Here is a 16,067-nt window from a genome sequence, read left to right on the forward strand (position 1 = left end):
CTTGCCAGAGACAGACAATCTAAACTTGTCCGTTCAGCGTATGGGTGGTGAGCACAACGAAGGCCAGAACCGCTATCGTCTCTGTTACGGCGATGCCGCTGCAGAATGACGCTTTGGCCCTCAGGCTCGCGGTCGACGTTTGTAGAAAGAGAGATAAGATCGATCAACAGACGATCGACGTCAAGCGAACCGGAGATTTGCCCCTCATTGGTCGGCGCTTGTCGCATTGCCTCAAGGAAAATGTTACCGCGGCGGTTCGTTGCCTCACCTAAAATGTTACCCGTGAAGGCGCATGCCGCCATGATGCCTTCACCACCAGGGAGGCATCATGAAGACGAAGATGACACATGCCATGCGCATGGAACTCGCCAATGCGGTCAGGGATCGCTATGCGGCCGCGACGACCAAGGACAAGCGCAGGATCTTGGAGGAGTTCATCGCCGCGACAGGGTATCACGAAAAGTCCGCAATCCGTGTCCTGAACAGCCACCCGAAGCCGAAGCATCGCCAGATCCGTCAACGCCTGTCGCTCTATGACGAGGCCGCGCGGGGCGCCTTGATCGTGCTGTGGGAAGCTTCTGATCGAGTTTGCGGCAAGCGGCTCAAGGCACTGCTGCCCATTCTATTGTCGGCGCTGGAACGCAATGGGCATTTGAAGCTCGAGGAGGAGATACACCACAAGGTCCTGTCGATGGCGCCGCGACGATCGACCGCTTGCTCCAGATGCCAAGGCGCACCATGCGAACGAAAAAGCCGCCAAGGGTTGTGCCAGAGCCGCGGCGGCGCATCAAAATGCGCACTTTTGCTGACTGGAATGATCCGCTGCCCGGCAGCATGGAAATGGACCTGGTCGCTCATTGCGGGGAGGTCAACCGCGGTAGCTACGTTCACAGCCTGGTTCTGACCGATATCGCGAGCGGATGGACGGAGGCCGCGCCCATCGTAGTCCGGGAAGGTACCCTTGTGGTCGAGACACTCGACCGGATCCGCGCGGGCTTGCCCTTTGCCCTGAGAGGGCTGGATGTGGACAATGGCAGCGAGTTCGTCAACAACAGGCTGATCGAATATTGCCTTGGTCACGGCATCGAACTCACTCGCTCGCGGCCTTACCGTAAGAACGACCAAGCGTGGATAGAGCAGAAAAATGGCGCCGTTGTACGGAAGCTCTTGGGCTATCGGCGCTTTGAGGGCTTGGCGGCAGCCAGGGCGATCACGCGCCTCTACGGGGCATCCAGGCTGTTCGTAAACTTCTTCCAGCCCTCGTTCAAACTGGCCGCCAAGCAACGCGACGGTGCGAAGGTGGCTAAGCGCTATCATCCACCGCAGACTCCCTGCGAGCGTCTCCTGCAGGCGGACGGTATCCCCGCAAGCTGCGCGAAATCGCCGCCGACCTCGATCCGCTGAAGCTTCTGGAGGAGATGCGAGCTGTGCAGGCTTATCTGGCGACGCTGGCTGACGGCGAAACAGCGCCACCGGCGACATCGGAGCCGCCCAACCTGGCCGCGTTCGTAGCAAGTCTATCGAGCGCTTGGCATGCGGGCGAGATCCGTCCGACCTTCTCTATCGAAGCCAAACCGCGTTACCTGCGAAGTCTACAAAAGGTCTCGACACTTATTGCGGCTCCCACCGTGCGTTCAAGCCAATGATGTCACCCACTCCTGCCGCGACAGCCGCGAAGATGCAGGAGAAGCCGAAGCCGGTCTACGCCGAGCCTGGCCAAGCCCGCGTCCAGGCGCTCCGCATGGTGTGGCCGATCGTTTGCCGCCGATTGGAGGAATTCCCCAACATCAACGCCACGCAGATCTTCGAGGAGCTGTGCGTCCAGTTTCCAGGTCGGTTTACCCGCAAGCAATACAAAACACTCGTCCGCCGGGTCAATCTGTGGCGCCGAGCGGCTCGCGCCCGCGGTGTTGTCGTTGGGCCGAAGACGTATCGTCGGCTCAACGACAAACCGCGCGGCCGACGTCCCGACATCTTTAAGGACCATTGGGAAGAGATGGCACGGTGCCTTGAAGAGCGTCCGGATCAGACCGCACTTGAACTTCTCGTCGAGTTCCAGGTCCGTTATCCCGGGCGATGCAGCTTGCGCCAGCTTCACACGTTGCAGAAGCGAGTAAGGGCGTGGCGACAACAAGCCGTGCAGCGCCTCATCGGCGAGGTCAGCAGCCTAGCGCCATACCTCGCTTCAGATTCCACACGTCTGGCGAGCGGGTAACATTCTTGGTGAGGCAGCCGGTAACAAAATTACGTGAGGCAACACGACAGCGCTGAAAGTAGGGCATGGATTCCCAAGAGGTTTGAAGTATCGGAGAATGCGCGAAATCGAATTCGCTTCTTTCCCGGTGTTTTATCGATGCCTCCATCTGGTCCATCGCGTGACAAAAATGATCTTTTCCGCGAGCGCCTGGAAGCGATCCTCAATATGAGGCACCCGCTGGTGCGGCTGTCGGGTTGATGCCGTGGGCCCGGTTTGATGAGGCGTTCGACCGCTTCTACCGCCCGGTCGGCAGGCCGGCCAAGCCGACGCGATTGATGGTGGCGCTGCATTACCTCAAGCACGTCTACGATGTGTCGGACGAAGAGGTGGTGGAGCGGTGGGTGGAGAATGCGTCCTGGGTATTTTAGCGGCTTCGAGTTCTTCCAGCACGAGCCGCCGATCGATGCCAGCACGATGACGCGCTGGCGCAAGCGGATCGGGCCCGAGGGGCTGGAGGAAATGCTGAAGCCAAGCGTCGAGGCGGCGCTCGACAGCGGGACCGCCAAGCCGAATTCGCTGGAGCGGGTCACCGTCGACACGACGGTGCAGCCGAAAGCGATCGCTCATCCGACCGACAGCCGGCTTTGCCTGAAGACGATCCAGATCCTGGCGCGCCAGGCGAAGGGGTATGGTGTCGTGCTCAGGCAGAGCCACGCTCGGCTGGCCAAGGCCGCAGCGGTACGCGCCGGCCGCTATGCCCACGCCCGGCAGTTCCGACGGATGCGGCGCGAACAAGCGCCTTCGCACCTATCTCGGCCGGGTGTTCCGCGACATCAGCCGCAAGATCGCCGGCAATGGTGAACTCGAGGCCAGGTTCGCTCGGCTGCTCGGGCTGGTCGAGCGGCTGCTGGCCCAGAGGCCGAAGGACAAGAACAAGCTCTATTCGATGCATGCGCCCGAGGTGGTCTGCATCTCGAAAGGCAAAGCCCGCGCGCCCTACGAGTCGGCTGCAAGGTCGGGATGGCAACAACCAACCGGGAAGGCCTCGTGCTGGCCGCCAAATCCTTCGAGGGCAATCCGTATGACGGCCACACGCTCGCAGCGACGGTCGATCAGGCCGCGCAGATTGGCGGCGTCGAGCCGGACCGCATCTACGTCGACAAGGGCTATCGCGGCCATGACTATGCCGGTGCGGGTTCGGTGATGATCGCCGGCAGCAAGCGTGGGCTGACCGCGTCAATGGCTTAGCCATTGTTCAGGGCGGACTCATTGCTTTGCGCTTTTCGGGGCTTCTTTCCGGCCTTCTGTAGAAGGCCGGACGGCGCTTTCCGCGGAGCCTATAGCTGTCACCGCGGATGGTGGTCACCGTCGAGAGATGAAGCAGTCGATGAGGGATCGTGGTTGCGACCAACCCAACCATCGCCGACGCCGTATTAGACCGGCTTGTTCACAATGCCTATCGCATCAGCGGCGAGAGCATGCGAAAATAGAAAGCCGTGACCACCAATCAAACAATCAAACTACCTTGGCTTGACGCACACAACCGGTTCAGGTCAAAAACCTGCACGACCCAGGGGCACACTCACTGTCCGGCTTCAGATTGGAATAGCTGTCCGACATCACCGGAATACGCAGGTGGAGAATGCTCGCCGGACATATTGGTCGGCCAATACTCACAGCGAGAACATTGAAGCGTTCTGGCAAATCCGCAGCGTGCGATGAAATGATCGCCTTCTTTGCCGTGAGACGCTAGAGCTACCCTTCAGGAATTTCCAGCTCTCACCTTCGGTCGCCGATCGTCCCACGGTCTGGCTTGCTCAAGATCTCGTGCGATACGGACTAGTGTGGCCTCGTGGCCAAAGCGGCCGACGATCTGCAGGCCGATCGGCAGCCCGTCGGCACTCTGCGCTAAAGGCAAGGACACCGATGGTTGTCCGGTAACATTGAATACGCCGACGTATTGAAAAAGTGCGGCATCCGCGTCCATGTATTCGTCAGCGGAGATTGTCGAGTGGGTAGCACAATAGATGCCGCCATGCGGCACCGCCACCGATGGCATTGTGGGGGTTAGCAGAAGGTCGAAGGCATGGATCGCCTCGCCCACGCGGAAACGCATTCTCCGGATGGTCTCATGTACATCCGCAGCATGGGACAACGGCACATTCCGGCCGTGTTCATAAAGCTTAAGATTGACGGGCTCCAAGGTGTCCGCGTTGATCGTGCGGCCCATGGCCCGTGCCGCCGTTTCGAGCCAACTGGCGCTGAGATCTGACAGGCCGAGAAGTATTCGGCTGTACTCTACTGACTCATATGGCGGCTCGATGTCTGTGACGATGTGGCCCATTTCCTCGAGAAGTGAAGCCGTCGACTCGACAGCCTGCAGGACTTCTGGCTCGATTTCGACCGCGCCCCACTTCGTCCTCGCGACGCCGACCCGCAAAGTGCCAGTGGGCTGAGATAATTCCTCTACATAGGGACGGTTCGGTTGGACGATCACAAATGGATCGCCGGAAAAGGGACCGGAAAAGGCGTCCAGGGCCGCCGACATGTCGCGCACAGTTCGGCAGAGAACAAACTGTCTGACAAAGCCGAAGCCAGCATCCTGACGGTCCGGGCCGCCGGAGATGCGACCACGGGACGGGTTAAGACCGACAAGGCCACACCAGGCCGCGGGGGTGCGTATCGATCCTCCACCATCGCCACCGGATGCAATCGGAGTAATGCGGGCCGCCACTGCCGCTGCCGAACCAGCGGACGATCCCCCCGCAGTGCGTTCCAAATTCCATGGATTGCCGGTGACGCCGTTTAGAATGGACTCGCTCATTCCGGATATACCGAACTCCGGTGTTGTCGTTCTTCCAAGCGTCCGAAGCCCGGCGTCCCGGGCCCGACAGAAAAAGTAGCTGTCGGTATAGGAGCGGTAGCCTTTGAACAGGCGGCTTCCCCTTTCCTGGAGACGACCAGCTTCCGTGGCTCCAAGATCCTTTCGAAGGAAAGGTACACCATCGAAGAGCCCTCCGTCTGCGCCGGCCACGCTCTCGGCATCCTCGTAGAACTCGATAACAGCGTTGATTCGAGGATTGACCTCGTCGTGGGCCTCGCGGGCCAACCGGGTCAGCTCCACAGGGGTTACTTCGCGGGCGCTCACGAGAGACGCCAAACCCGTGGCATCATACTCGACATACTCACCCAGCCTCATTTGCAGCCATCCTTTCTAATTTGCCTGGTGCCGGCAACAGGAGTTCTGATCGCTTCTAGTTAAGCGATAGCCATGCGTCGCACGTTGGTGGCGGTCGACAGCGGTGTGACTTGATCCAACAGCCAGCGTGTCGGAGCAGATCGCGAGGCCTGGGGCTGCTCAAGCTCAATGTTTGCGGTTAGAGCCATCTCATGCCTCGTGGGGCACTGGGAAAGATGGGAGAATTACATGCGACAAGATCGCGCGAGTTGACTTGCATTTTAGCATGCGAGCGACCGACGACTTGCGGATCGAGCGGGCTGGAGAAACGGCAAGCGAGCCATCACTTCGCCAGCCAGCAGGCTGACAGGTGTTGTGGTCCAACCTCGATGGCTGGTGGTTCCTCTTGCCGGCAGCGGTCAAAGGCCAGTGGGCAACGCGGATGAAACCGACAGCCGTTCGGCACGCGCGCGGCACTTGGAATCTCGCCTTGCAGGGCCGGCAGCTCGGCGCGACCTGCATTGGCGCCAATGTGCGGGGTGGCGTTACGCAAGGCGACGGTATACGGATGACGAGGGTTGAATGTGATCTCGTCGGCGCTACCGATCTCGACCAATTTTCCAAGATACAAGACCGCAATCCGGTCAGCGATCAACCAGGCAAGAGGCAAGTCGTGTGTGATGAACAACAGCGCCATGTTGTGCTTGGCGCGCAGGTCAACCAGGACCTGAAGAATCTGTGCGCGTATCGAGACATCAAGCATCGATACTGGCTCATCGGCGACGATGAGCTCCGGCCCCACGGCAAGCGCACCGGCAATCACCCCCCGCTGGCGCTGCCCGCCAGACAGCTCGTGCGGGAAGCGGGCGAAGAAATCACCGGGAGGATTGAGCCCGGCGGACGCAAGCGCTTCACTCACTCGGTCGGCGAGTTGAGTGGCGTTGTCGACCAGCCGCAGTGACCGCAATGGCTCCGCCACAATATCGAACACGGTGTGCCGCGGATTGAGTGCCTGATATGCGTCCTGGAAGATCATCTGCACGCGATGGCGGTAAGGACGCAGGGCCGAGAAGCTTTGCACCAACGTCATGTCGCGGCCTTCGAACAGCATTCTGCCAGCTGTCGGCTGAGTAAGCTTGGTGATGACACGGCCCACCGTGGTCTTGCCGCTTCCCGATTCTCCGACCAGGGCGACGATCTCACCCCGTCCGATGTTGAGGTCGATCCCATCCACTGCGCGCACGGCGCCGGTAGGCCGGCCCAGTACACGGTCGAACAGCCCGCCCTGGATAGGAAAATGGACCTGCAGGCTCTCAAGACTCAGGATATCGGCGGTGTTAGGCATGAGCTGTGATCTTGTCTTCTTGTGAGGACCGGTGAAGGTGACAGGCGACGCGTCCCCGCCCGAACTTATCGAGGCTGGGAACTTCAGTCGCGCAAATCCCCATGGCCGACGGACAACGCGGATGGAAGGCGCAGCCTGACGGCCGGTTCATCAAGTTGGGGGGATCACCGGGGATGGGCCGAATGTTCCGTTTCCCACTCGCTGGGTTCGGGATCGATTCGATCAGCAGGCGGGTGTAGGGATGTTTGGGCTGGGCGAAGATCTCAGCGACAGTGCCATCCTCGACGATGCGGCCCGCATACATAATCATCACCCGATCACAACACTCAGCCACCACAGAAAGGTCGTGGGTGATCAAAAGGAGGGCAAGGCTAAGGCTCGATCGCAACTCACCCAACAGCTTCAGAATTTGAGCCTGTGTGATGACGTCGAGCGCCGTGGTCGGTTCATCGCCGATGACAATCGAGGGGCGGCACGCGAGCGCCATGGCAATCATCACCCTTTGACGCATGCCGCCCGACAACTCGTGGGGATAGGCGGTGCCGCGATCAGCCGGAATGCCGACGAGCTCAAGCAGCTCACTTGCCCGCGCGGTCGCCTCGCCACGCGACATGCCAAGCTTCAGCATACACGGTTCGGCGATTTGCTTGATGATGCGGTGAACAGGATTAAGCGCATTCATCGCGCCCTGGAAGACTACGGACGTTTCGCTCCAGCGATGTGGCCGCATCGCCGCATCATCGTCGATTGGCAGTCGGTTACCGCGATAACGCACTTGGCCGCCGCTCACCCGCGCGTTGGGTGATAGCAGACCCGCGATCGCCATGGCGGTCGTGGTCTTGCCACTGCCCGATTCTCCAACGAGGCCAACGGCTTCTCCTGCCCGGAGCGCGAAGCTTACGCTGTCGATCGCATGCGATGATACGCCCTTGAGCCCATAGTCAACAGAGAGCCCGCTGACTTCCAGAAGCGGAGCCTTCTTCTGGGAGGAGTGTGTCATGGGATCACCCTCCGCCGTGGATTGAACGTGTCGTCGAGGGCATTGCCAATCAGGACGAAGCTAAGGGAAACCGCCAATACGCACAGCCCGGGTGCCCCGAGGTACCACCAAGCTCCAGTGCTGGCTGCACCAGCGCGCTGCGCAAGGGAAAGCAAGGTACCCCATGAAGGCTGCAGGGGGTCACCGAGCCCGAGGAAGGAAAGTGCGGTTTCGGTGTAGATCGCGTTGGCGACGACCAATGCACCATTGGCCGCGATCTGCGGAACGAGATTCGGCAGGAGATGCCGTACCATAATGTTGAGATCGCTGGTGCCCACGACCCGGGCACGCTCAACGAACTGGCGTTCCCGCAGTGACATCGTTTGACTTCGAACGATACGCGCGACGAATGCCCAACTTGTCAGGCCAATGACTAAGATGATGACGAATAGAGATGGGCGAAAGCCGAGGATGTTTCCTCCGCGTCCCATCACTTCCAAAACCACTGGCGTGATAACAAGCGCAAGTACGAACGATGGCACGACGAAGAAAAAATCTGTTAGACGCATTAGCCAAACGTCCACTCGACGCCCATAGTAGCCTGACGTCATGCCAACTGCGGTACCGACGCAAAGGCTTATGAGCGTGGACACCACCGCAATGGTGAGAGAAATACGTGCGCCGTGGACTATGAGATTTAGCACGTCCCGTCCGACTTCGTCCGTTCCAAGGAGGTTTTGATTTGATGGACGAGAAAGGAAGTCGCCGCTCGCAGTCATGGCAGTTTGCAACGGGCCCACGATAGCGCTGGGCACTGCTGCCATGATCAGGAAAGCCGCCAGCGCCAGAAGGCCAAATCGCGCCCCGCTATGGTGCAAAAAGCGACCCAAGAAAGACTTGAGCGCCGGCACTCTAAAATTCTTGCGAGATTCTGTATCAAACTTAGGCACTACGATCTCCGCCATTATCTCACCCGAGGATCGAGAATGCCGTAAGCCAAATCGGCAACGAGGTTAGCGACGACGATCGATGCGCCAAGCAAGAGGAATACTCCCTGAAGTACTGGGTAATCTCGCGCGGTGAGGGCCTGAACAGTGAGACCGCCGATGCCAGGCCAAGCAAATACGGCTTCCACCGTAATGGCACCAGCTACAACGTAGCCCAGATTTAGCGTCACCAAAGTCACAACAGGTAGAAGCGCATTTCGGAGAGCGTGGCGCAGCAACATTTGGCTGCTCGTAAGCCCTTTGGCGCGAGCTGTAATCATATAATCCTCGCCTACAACTTCGCTCATTGCCGCGCGGGCGACAATTAAGTATTGTCCGATTAGGCCAAGCGCTACTGCCGAAACAGGAAGAACGAGGTGGCGAACATGATCACTCAGCCATTCGATAACATTCGCGCTTGAAGCGCCGGGCGTATACGCCCCGTAACCGGGAAGCCAATGTAAAGCCGTGCTGAAGACAACTACCAGCGTCATTCCAAGCCAAAACGGCGGTGTTGCATAGAGCGCCAAAGAAGTGCTTGTTGCGACCTTGTCTACTACACCACCCCGCCGCCATCCCGCATAAATGCCCAATCCCACACCTAGGATGACAGCAATCACTTGAGCGATGCCAACTAACGCAATCGTTGCGGGCAGTCGCTCGACAATTAGTTCGGTTACGCGCTTGCCTCGGAACTTAAAGCTGTATCCGAGATCACCCTGAAACGTGGTGACTATGTACTTCACCAGCTGGTCTGGAATTAATGGCTTATCAAGACCCCAGTTCTGACGCTGATGCTCGATCTGCTCCGCTGTGACTGAACTGCGTGCCCCACCAAGCAGCATATTGGCGGGGTCGCCTGGAATGACCCGGAACAGGATGAAGTTAAGTATGGCGACCATTAACAGTGTAGCGATCGCCCTTAAGAGAACGTGCCCAACACGCCTGCTGCCCCGGCTTTCCTCTCTCGCCATGGCCACGTTAGATTGGCCTCAGTCGGTCAAAGGGGAAGTAACTATTCACAGATACGATATCTTGATCGCCCCATCCCTGAAAGCAATCCTTCCTACGAGCATCAAGCTGGAAGGGGTAGCACAGCATAATATATGGCGCTTCGGTATAGATGAGGCGCGCCGCCTGATCAATCAATGCCTTGCTCTTCTCCAAGTCTACCGCGACATCGATCGCTGAGACGAGTTTATCAAACTTCTCATTCTTCCAGTAGGATCTGTTCTGACGGTCGCCGCTCTTGCCAATCACCACGAGGTCGCCGGGATTTGAAGTCAGCCAATTGCTAATGACAAGCAAGTCCCACCCCCCACCCCCCTTGGCTGGTACCGCCGTACGAGCTTGAATGGCTCCGGGGTCGAGCTGAGTTACCGAGACGGGTATGCCGATCTGCCCCAACCAGCCCGCTATCAATTCTACGGCGGCTATTGGTATCTCAATGTTGCCCGCAGGATTGCCTGTAATTAGCTCAAGCTGGAAGGGTTTCCCCCCTTTATCCTCGCGAATTCCGTCGCCATCGCTATCTTTATAACCCGCAGCATCGAGGCGGCGCGCAGCCTCAGTGAGGTCGAAGTGGCGCTGAATATCGCTGAGGTCGGAGTAGTACTGGCTCGCTGCGGTCATCACCACGCCTACACCAGGGTCGGCATGCCCCCGAAAAGCTCGGTCCACGATCAATTTTTGATCAATGGCGTAGCCGACTGCGTCACGGAACGCGGGATCTTGCAGAGCTTTGGTGCTGCCCGCGCCTTCTCCTGAAGCAGTGTTGAATGCAAGGTAGTTGCGTTGCTCGATCCGCGATTGCCCCACTTGAACGTCAGAATTGGTCGACAAGTCCGTCCACTGGGCAGCTGTTAGGCTCATCCCGTAGTCGAGACTACCGCTCTTGAGACCCTGCGCTATCGGATCGGCGTTATTGAAGAAGCTGAAAATCATGCCATTCGTCGCAGGCTTTCCCGTCCGGAAATAGGGATTAGGCGCCAATCGCGCAAACTGGCCCTGCTCAAATTCCTGGACAATCATAGGGCCCGTACCAACGAGAGGCGGATCGTTGCGGAAGGTGCTGCGCGCCTCCGCATAGCTGACATCTTTCCATATGTGTTCTGGAACGATCATTACGATGTTGTCGGCCGGCCAGCGGGTGGGTACGTTGGTCACGATTTGCAAAGTCTCGTCGTCAACTGCAGTTACGGACTTAATTTGTTCGAGACCGTTAACGTTATTCCATCCGGCGTTTAGTTCATCTGGAGCGCCAATTGATTTACGCAAGTAATTATAAGTGAAGGCGACATCGTTGGCAGTCGCCGGGTGACCATCTGACCACTGCATCTTGGGCCAGAGTTTGAAAGTCCATGTGAGTTTATCATCAGCCACAGACCAAGACTGTGCAAACCCCTTCCGGTCTTCGTGGCGCTGGGCGTCAACCCCCACGAGGAAATCATAGGTCAAGAATAAAGGATAAAACGCGCCATAGGTCGCGAACGGATTCATCGAGTCAGGCGCAACTGCACCGCCTATGCGCACAATCTGGTCACCACACGATAAAGCAAAGGTCCTTGTTCCGATGAGCCAAGATGACACAGATCCCAGCAGCACTGCTTTGACGACCGTACGACGATTGAGTAGCCGACTATTCATTCTGTCCTCCCTGACGCTCTGGCAAATCTTAGGTTGCGCTCTTGAGTCAATTGCGCGCCACTAAGGCGTGACGCGAAGCCGTTCCGGATGCAGCGGGATTGTGCACTCTCAGAAGTTTGGCCAATTAGCCGCTAATTTCTTCTGGAATAACCTAACATCTGGAACGTCATTCCTATAAGTCCTTTTTTGGCCGCATGTCAATCTGGAAATTGGAGCCGGGTTTGCGTAATGCCGCCCCTCGCAAAGCGAGATACGGCCGACACGATGGCTCTCATCGATTGGCGGAACACCAGTGTCACCCCAAGCACCGGACCGGCGGCTCATGAGCTTCGGGAGCGGGCCGGCGAACGCGGTGACAGGCCCGATAGCGGGTCGATGTAAATCCGTTTCCGTCTGCCACGGTTCCGACGAGAATTCGCAACTGGTCTCAGCCGTTTGACCGAGGTCGCCGCAGCCACCGTCCCGGCGGGGAGATCTCGGTTCCGAGAACTAGTGGAGAAAGGGAAGTCAACTACGCCGTCTTCTCGTTAGCCCCCACTCGAAGCTTGCGCCGTCGAGCCAGATGCAGTGCAGAGGGATGGCGAGCTTCCGGGCGACTGCCACTTCGGCGTTCTTCATGCCAATCCGCTTCGACAGGGGCATGTCCAAGCCTTCAACGTTGACCATTTCTGCGTCCGGTGCATGCGCACGCTGGCCGCCTCAAAAAGATATGTTTCGCAACAGCCGGTCGGCCCAGTGCGAGCGGCCGTTGGTGTCCGTTTCGTCGGGAAGACCGGGATAGGTGCCGACATTGGCCGCGGAGCCGAAGCGCGAAGGGCCGTCGATCATATGGCGGATGGTCAATGCCATCACCACGCCAATCCCGGGAACGGGCATCAGCAGGCGCGTGGTCTCATCCTCATGCGCAAGAGACCCGAGCTGCCGGTCGAGCGTCTCCTGTTCACGGCAGACTTGTTCGCGGATGGTCAGCAGCATCTCGATCACTGGCCGGGGGAAATGCCCTTCAGCAATCATTTCCCTAACCTTTCGCCGAAACTGCGAACTCACGGGCGGCCGAAATGGAGCCCATATTCCGTCAGCATCGACCGCCCCTGATTCTCGGTGTCGCGGCAGGCAGCAAGGCGCGACCGGGATGGAGCGGGTCGCCTGGCTCTCGGTGCTCTTATTCATGCGCACCTAAAGTGCTGCCTTCGCATGGCTGGTGTCGATGCAGAAGACCCGACCCGTTTGAGTTCGTGTCAGAGCCGGACATCGCGCCCGTCTCAAAGCCGATCCGCTCGGAATCAGGCGCCCGCTAGCGAAGCAACTGGGTTAACGCGCGGGATCGGATTTTGCGTTCTCTGGAACACGAATTCCAGCATCGATAACGCCGACGCTGGTTTCCTCTGTGACACATCCAACCCGATATATTCTCCACTGCAGCCTGCTCCGTCCCGATGTCAGCGGTTTGTGCCGTCTGTCGACCTCTTCGTTCAAAGGAGTGATGAGAGCACGTCAATCGTTGCCAAGCGCCGATTCACGGCCATCGCCAAAAACTCAGGAAATTGACCAAGGTTTGGATCGCTCCGATAGCAATCCTGGCCAAATAGGGGGATGAAGGCCGCTTCAAACCCAAATCCGACGCCCTGGAGCGACCTGACGCACCGACGTCAAGTCCAACTTCTTCAACATCGCAACCCTCCGAAATTCGTCGAGACGCTCCGTGCCACCCCGCTAGTAACCAAAACATTGCAATAGATCCTTGAAAAAAATTCACAGAATCTTTGCGAACGCAGATAGCTGACAATGATATCTTCACTGTAGAGTCTAAGGTCAAGGCATGGCTGAAAACGCAGTCCACCGTATAGCACGCAACTCGAGGTTAATAGCCAATGGCAAGAAGAGCGCTTATTCTGCTTGAAAGTGATACAACGGGGGCCGGTCCGCTATACGTCCAAGCGGCCAAGCGTCTTGGTTTTCATCCAATTACTCTCTCGACTGATCCAGCCCAGTACGACTATCTTGCGGCGGAAGGCAATGAGGCAATCCGTGTCGACACAGACGATCTCGATGCGCTGATCCATGAATGTTCTCGGCTACGTGCGACCTATGACATTGCTGGCATTACGAGCGCCAGGGAGCCGGTCTATGCGACAGTCGGCAAGCTCTGTCGCTATTTCGAGCTCCCGGGACCGAACCCCGTATCTATTGAACGATGCTGCGACAAATTCGCTCAACGTGAGCTCCTCGCGGAGGCTGGTGTTCCAACACCAGCTTATCGCGTGGCAACGGATGCGACGGACGTAGAAACCTCTGCGGCGGGGATCGGACTGCCGGTAATTCTTAAGCCAGCCACGGGCAGCGGCAGCCGGGGGGTCCGATTGTGCCGCGACGTCGATGAGTTAACCGAACATACGGCCTATCTGTTGGGCGGGAAACACATATGGCGGTCGCCGCCGAGGATACTGGTCGAAGAATTCGCACTGGGCTCGCATTATATCGTTCAGATAATGGGAAATGAAATCATCGGGATTACCGCCGCTGACTTTGGCCCCCCACCGCATTTCGTCTTTCATGAGGCCACTTTTCCGGCCCGGCTAACTGATGACGACCATAAGCGTATCGCCGATATTTCGCTGAGCTGTTTGCGAGCTCTCGGCCTTGGCTGGGGGCCAACAAACATTGAACTCCGGTGGACGAAGCGCGGCCCAGTCGTCATTGAAGTCAATCCGCGTCTCGCTGGCACGCCCGATCCTCAAATGGTTCAGCTGGCTTATGGTATCGATCTCGTCACCGAGCACATCAAGCTCGTCACCGGCGACGAATGGAATTTGCGCAGAAGGCATTCGCACAGCGCGGCCGGGCGGATCCTAGTTCCTGATCGCGATGGCACCCTCGATTGGATCGGTGGCGTCAGTCGGGCGCTTGCTGTACCAGGCGTCGCCGAAGTTAAATTGTATGTTGAATCCAAGACGCCCATCGTCAGGAAAGGCGACGTCAGAGACAACGTCGGCCATGTGATCGCCGCGTCCTCCTCCAGCCTGGCTGAGACCGAGGCGATACTTCAACGTGCCGTCGAATTAATCGAGTGGTCGATCACACCATTTCCGGCCCCTAGCCAATAAGAACAATCTCCGGCCATTACCCCGGCCAACTGATGATTATTCAACAGATCAGCCAGATTCGTTTCCTGACACTAGGGCGCCGGTCAATGTCCTTGAACGCCCGTCTTCCCCATGGCTACTCGCTTGATGCGGTCGATGATGGAACGGAAGTTGTTGCCGATCTCGCCCAGCACCGCCATGTTGGCCGCCGGGGGAGATGCCGTCGTCCGAACCGCCGCTGCGAGCGATCTGAAACGAAGATAGGCATCTCGTCGACTTGCGTCTCTCGTACTCTCAATTGCATCAATATTCGGACGACGATCACCTTCTAATCTGGCGCACCTACGCTGGTGCGGAGAGTTGAGGGCTGCTGATTGTTCGATTGTTCCTATTCGCCAAGGGGCCGGAAATGGTGCGATCGACCACTCGATTAATTCGACGGCACGTTGAAGTATCGCCTCGGTCTCAGCCAGCTGGTGAGGCGGCGATAACATGGCGTCGATCCTCGCGAACTCTTCCGCCATCGGATCAGGCTCGTCCCTGATGGCGCGCTCGACGGTGTTGGAGTCGATTTCGATGCGGCCGTCGGTGAGGAAGCGCTCCAGCGCGGCACGCCGGCCGAGCGCATAGCGGATCGCCTCGGCGGGCTTCGATTTTCCCGACAGCTTCGGCAGCTCCTTTTCCCACAGCGCAAAGAGCGCGGCAACGACGGCGGCGGATTTCTCCTGACGCGCAGTTATCCGTACTGCCGGGTCCTGGCCGCGTACGGCCTCCTCGGCGGCCCACAGTGGGGCCATCTGCGCCACCGTCTGCGAGGCGATAACGGAGGAGCCTGCGGCATGCAGTTCGTAGAACTTGCGCCGCACGTGCGACCAGCACGCCGCCAGCGTCACGCCGTCGTTGCCCCGATCGGATCGGGCCAGCCGGTTATAGGCGGCGTATCCGTCGACTTGCAGGATCCCGCGATAGCCGTCCAGATGACGGGCAACACATTCGCCGGCGCGGCTGTCCTCGAAGCGATAGACAACAATGGGCGGTCCACTGCCGCCAAAGGGCCGATCATCGCGGACATAGGTCCAGAGGTAGGCCGTCTTGGCCTTGCCAGATCCCGGCGCCAGCGTTGGCAGCGTGGTCTCATCGGCGAAGACCCGCTCCCCCTGCTTGATGCGGGTCAGTGCGTAATCGGCGAGCGGCTCGAGCTCGAAGCCGAGCTTGCCCATCCACTGCGCCATCTGTGACCGGTCGATCTCGACCTGATCGCGGGCATAGATCGCTTCCTGGCGGTAGAGCGGCAGGCCATCGGCGTATTTCGACACCGCGATCTGCGCCAGCAGCGCTTCGGTCGGAATGCCGCTTTCGATGATGCGGGCGGGCGCGGCTGCCTGGATGACGCCGTCCCAACCCTTGTAGGCATATTTGGGGCGACGCGTGACGATCACCCGGAACTTCGCCGGGGTGACATCGAGCCGTTCGGAGACGTCCTCGCCGATCAGGATCTTTTCCAGCGCTTCGCAGCCAGCAGGCGTCTCGGGCTCGATGACCACCTCGATCCGTTCGAGATGGGCCGCAAAGCCTTTGCGAGGGCGCGGGGCGCGCTTCGCTTTCGAGCCGCCCGCAGACTTCTCCATCTGCGCTTGGATGGCCGCCACGCCG

Annotated in this window: 11 protein-coding genes and 3 pseudogenes; 6 read left to right on the forward strand and 8 right to left on the reverse strand. The window is 58.8% G+C overall.

Annotated elements, in window-relative coordinates:
- Nucleotides 1-358: 358 nt before the first annotated feature.
- From NKI54_RS33720 to NKI54_RS33740, 5 genes and pseudogenes are all read left to right on the forward strand, one after another.
- Nucleotides 359-904 carry a hypothetical protein gene (locus tag NKI54_RS33720; RefSeq protein ID WP_352694070.1) on the forward strand — a complete coding sequence of 182 codons (546 nt, stop codon included), beginning with the start codon at nt 359-361 and terminating at the stop codon, nt 902-904.
- Nucleotides 841-1,404 carry a DDE-type integrase/transposase/recombinase gene (locus tag NKI54_RS33725; protein WP_352694072.1) on the forward strand — a complete coding sequence of 188 codons (564 nt, stop codon included), beginning with the start codon at nt 841-843 and terminating at the stop codon, nt 1,402-1,404. Before NKI54_RS33720 ends, NKI54_RS33725 begins: the two co-directional genes overlap by 64 nt.
- A 274-nt stretch (nt 1,405-1,678) precedes the next feature.
- Complete coding sequence (locus tag NKI54_RS33730) at nt 1,679-2,215, forward strand: hypothetical protein (protein WP_352694074.1); 537 nt, start codon at nt 1,679-1,681, stop codon at nt 2,213-2,215.
- A 138-nt stretch (nt 2,216-2,353) separates the two neighbouring features.
- Nucleotides 2,354-3,409: pseudogene (locus NKI54_RS33735) on the forward strand (IS5 family transposase); the annotation flags it as partial.
- A gap of 197 nt (nt 3,410-3,606) precedes the next feature.
- Nucleotides 3,607-3,687: pseudogene (locus NKI54_RS33740) on the forward strand (AAA family ATPase); the annotation flags it as partial.
- Between the two features lie 272 nt (nt 3,688-3,959).
- Here the strand turns inward: NKI54_RS33740 and NKI54_RS33745 are convergent.
- From NKI54_RS33745 to NKI54_RS33775, 7 genes are all read right to left on the reverse strand, one after another.
- Nucleotides 3,960-5,396, reverse strand: coding sequence for an amidase (locus NKI54_RS33745; RefSeq protein WP_352694076.1), 1,437 nt, complete (start codon nt 5,394-5,396; stop codon nt 3,960-3,962).
- A gap of 322 nt (nt 5,397-5,718) precedes the next feature.
- Nucleotides 5,719-6,720 carry an ABC transporter ATP-binding protein gene (locus tag NKI54_RS33750; RefSeq protein WP_352694078.1) on the reverse strand — a complete coding sequence of 334 codons (1,002 nt, stop codon included), beginning with the start codon at nt 6,718-6,720 and terminating at the stop codon, nt 5,719-5,721.
- Nucleotides 6,713-7,720, reverse strand: coding sequence for an ABC transporter ATP-binding protein (locus NKI54_RS33755; protein WP_352694080.1), 1,008 nt, complete (start codon nt 7,718-7,720; stop codon nt 6,713-6,715). The genes NKI54_RS33750 and NKI54_RS33755 overlap by 8 nt, the downstream gene beginning before the upstream one ends.
- Nucleotides 7,717-8,664 (reverse strand): ABC transporter permease, encoded by a 948-nt coding sequence (locus NKI54_RS33760; RefSeq protein ID WP_352694082.1) that lies wholly within the window; start codon nt 8,662-8,664, stop codon nt 7,717-7,719. Before NKI54_RS33760 ends, NKI54_RS33755 begins: the two co-directional genes overlap by 4 nt.
- Complete coding sequence (locus NKI54_RS33765; protein WP_352694090.1) at nt 8,664-9,659, reverse strand: ABC transporter permease; 996 nt, start codon at nt 9,657-9,659, stop codon at nt 8,664-8,666. The genes NKI54_RS33760 and NKI54_RS33765 overlap by 1 nt, the downstream gene beginning before the upstream one ends.
- A 7-nt stretch (nt 9,660-9,666) precedes the next feature.
- Nucleotides 9,667-11,331: an ABC transporter substrate-binding protein gene (locus tag NKI54_RS33770; RefSeq protein WP_352694084.1), complete on the reverse strand. Its 1,665-nt coding sequence runs from the start codon at nt 11,329-11,331 to the stop codon at nt 9,667-9,669.
- Nucleotides 11,332-12,030: 699 nt separating this feature from the next.
- On the reverse strand, nt 12,031-12,345 hold the full coding sequence (locus NKI54_RS33775; RefSeq protein ID WP_352694086.1) for a transposase: 315 nt from the start codon (nt 12,343-12,345) through the stop codon (nt 12,031-12,033).
- An 857-nt stretch (nt 12,346-13,202) separates the two neighbouring features.
- Between NKI54_RS33775 and NKI54_RS33780 the strand changes: the two genes are divergently transcribed.
- Nucleotides 13,203-14,435, forward strand: coding sequence for an ATP-grasp domain-containing protein (locus NKI54_RS33780; RefSeq protein ID WP_352694088.1), 1,233 nt, complete (start codon nt 13,203-13,205; stop codon nt 14,433-14,435).
- A 512-nt stretch (nt 14,436-14,947) separates the two neighbouring features.
- Here the strand turns inward: NKI54_RS33780 and tnpC are convergent.
- A pseudogene (gene tnpC / locus NKI54_RS33785) lies at nt 14,948-16,067 on the reverse strand (IS66 family transposase); the annotation flags it as partial.

It is taken from the genome of Mesorhizobium sp. M0663 (assembly GCF_040320585.1).
Classification (GTDB): Bacteria; Pseudomonadota; Alphaproteobacteria; order Rhizobiales; family Rhizobiaceae; genus Mesorhizobium.

What these genes read in the sequence shown, in the direction of transcription:
- NKI54_RS33775 (WP_352694086.1), bottom strand. Translation starts at nt 12,345, where the DNA reads ATGATTGCTGAAGGGCATTTCCCCCGGCCAGTGATCGAGATGCTGCTG.
- NKI54_RS33730 (WP_352694074.1), top strand. Translation starts at nt 1,679, where the DNA reads ATGCAGGAGAAGCCGAAGCCGGTCTACGCCGAGCCTGGCCAAGCCCGC.
- NKI54_RS33760 (WP_352694082.1), bottom strand. Translation starts at nt 8,664, where the DNA reads ATGGCGGAGATCGTAGTGCCTAAGTTTGATACAGAATCTCGCAAGAAT.
- NKI54_RS33780 (WP_352694088.1), top strand. Translation starts at nt 13,203, where the DNA reads ATGGCAAGAAGAGCGCTTATTCTGCTTGAAAGTGATACAACGGGGGCC.
- NKI54_RS33755 (WP_352694080.1), bottom strand. Translation starts at nt 7,720, where the DNA reads ATGACACACTCCTCCCAGAAGAAGGCTCCGCTTCTGGAAGTCAGCGGG.
- NKI54_RS33770 (WP_352694084.1), bottom strand. Translation starts at nt 11,331, where the DNA reads ATGAATAGTCGGCTACTCAATCGTCGTACGGTCGTCAAAGCAGTGCTG.
- NKI54_RS33750 (WP_352694078.1), bottom strand. Translation starts at nt 6,720, where the DNA reads ATGCCTAACACCGCCGATATCCTGAGTCTTGAGAGCCTGCAGGTCCAT.
- NKI54_RS33765 (WP_352694090.1), bottom strand. Translation starts at nt 9,659, where the DNA reads ATGGCGAGAGAGGAAAGCCGGGGCAGCAGGCGTGTTGGGCACGTTCTC.
- NKI54_RS33745 (WP_352694076.1), bottom strand. Translation starts at nt 5,396, where the DNA reads ATGAGGCTGGGTGAGTATGTCGAGTATGATGCCACGGGTTTGGCGTCT.
- NKI54_RS33725 (WP_352694072.1), top strand. Translation starts at nt 841, where the DNA reads ATGGACCTGGTCGCTCATTGCGGGGAGGTCAACCGCGGTAGCTACGTT.
- NKI54_RS33720 (WP_352694070.1), top strand. Translation starts at nt 359, where the DNA reads ATGGAACTCGCCAATGCGGTCAGGGATCGCTATGCGGCCGCGACGACC.